Here is a 1245-nt window from a genome sequence, read left to right on the forward strand (position 1 = left end):
CGCCGAGGAGGACGACGCCGAGGTAGGCCAGCCAGCGCGCCGACGTCGAGGCCGCGTCGACGACGCCGTCGGTGCCGGTGGCCGCGGACACCGCGCCCGCCGACGTCACCAGCGGGCCGGTGCCGACCACGAACGCGAACGTGCCGCGGACCGGGTGGGAGTCGGCCGAGACGAACGCGTATTCGACCAGGTAGCTGCCGTCCAGGAGACCGGGCTGGAGCTTCACCGCGAGCTGTTCGGCGTCCTCGCCCGGCTGGAACACCGGACCGGTGTCGACCTGCTTGCCGGTGAGGTCGACGACCTTGATCGACCCGGGCTGGATCCCGACGTTCTCCGACAGCGTGACCGACACCAGGGACGGCGCCGCGCCGAGGCGGGCGCCGTCCCCGGGGGTCGACGAGACGACTTCGACGTGCGCCGAAGCGGGAGTGGCGCTGAGCAGCAGCCAGCCGGCCAGGAAGGCCAGCAGGGCCAGCGCGCGTTTCACGACGCGGCGAGCGCGGGCTGCCTCGGCACACCGCACGAGCAGCCGGTGATCTCGCGCTCGGCGGCCGAGGCGCGCCGGTGCAGGACGACCGCGACGATCATCGGGATGGTGACGATCGTGTTGTAGAACAGGTGCAGCTCCACGCGCGGGACCAGCAGCTGGATGATGCTGGTGGGCACCTTCTGCCCGGCCAGCCGCCAGCCGCTCTGCGCCTGCACGAACAGCAGCAGGTGCTCGATGTGGTGCCAGAACTGGATGCCCAGCGCGAGGTTCCACCACTGCCGGGACCGGCCGCCGAACCCGTGCCGCAGGACCCACAGGAAGACCAGCATCACCAGCGCGTAGCCGTAGTGCAGCCACTCCTGGGAGATCAGCCACGGGAACGGCATGCCGAGCACGCCGCGGGCCTTCGCCGCCGGCCAGCCGAAGCCGTAGATCTGCACGGCCTGGACGATGTGCTCGGCCCAGTGCGCGAGCACGATCAGCATGAAGACCGCGAGCGCTCGGTTGTGGTAGCGGCTGTTGAGACCGCCGAGAAACCCGGCAGGCCGGGCGATTTCGGACGTCGACATGCGGACCCCAGATCTCCCGAAAACGAAGGTGTGCGTCGACGATAGCCGTCCGCACGCGATCTTCGGTTACTCCGGATTGCGCATTCCACCAGGGAAACTGCGCCGGTCGGCCGATTGCGCCGCGGGCCGGGCCCGCGGCGCGGCGCGGTCAGTGCGCGACGAGGCCGGTCGGGCGGTCGGGGGCCG

The 1245-nt window shown here is 71.2% G+C and carries 2 protein-coding genes; both read right to left on the reverse strand.

From position 1 onward, the window contains the following. Window positions 1-487, reverse strand: a 487-nt coding sequence (locus G3I65_RS32475) for a copper resistance CopC family protein (RefSeq protein ID WP_160699484.1), incomplete at its 3' end; no start/stop codon positions are given. Next, window positions 484-1059: a hypothetical protein gene (locus tag G3I65_RS32480; protein WP_160699485.1), complete on the reverse strand. Its 576-nt coding sequence runs from the start codon at window positions 1057-1059 to the stop codon at window positions 484-486. The genes G3I65_RS32475 and G3I65_RS32480, both read right to left, overlap by 4 nt. Between the last annotated feature and the right edge of the window lie 186 nt (window positions 1060-1245).

The organism is Amycolatopsis sp. SID8362, from assembly GCF_010550475.1.
GTDB classification, from domain to species: domain Bacteria; phylum Actinomycetota; class Actinomycetes; order Mycobacteriales; family Pseudonocardiaceae; genus Amycolatopsis; species Amycolatopsis eburnea.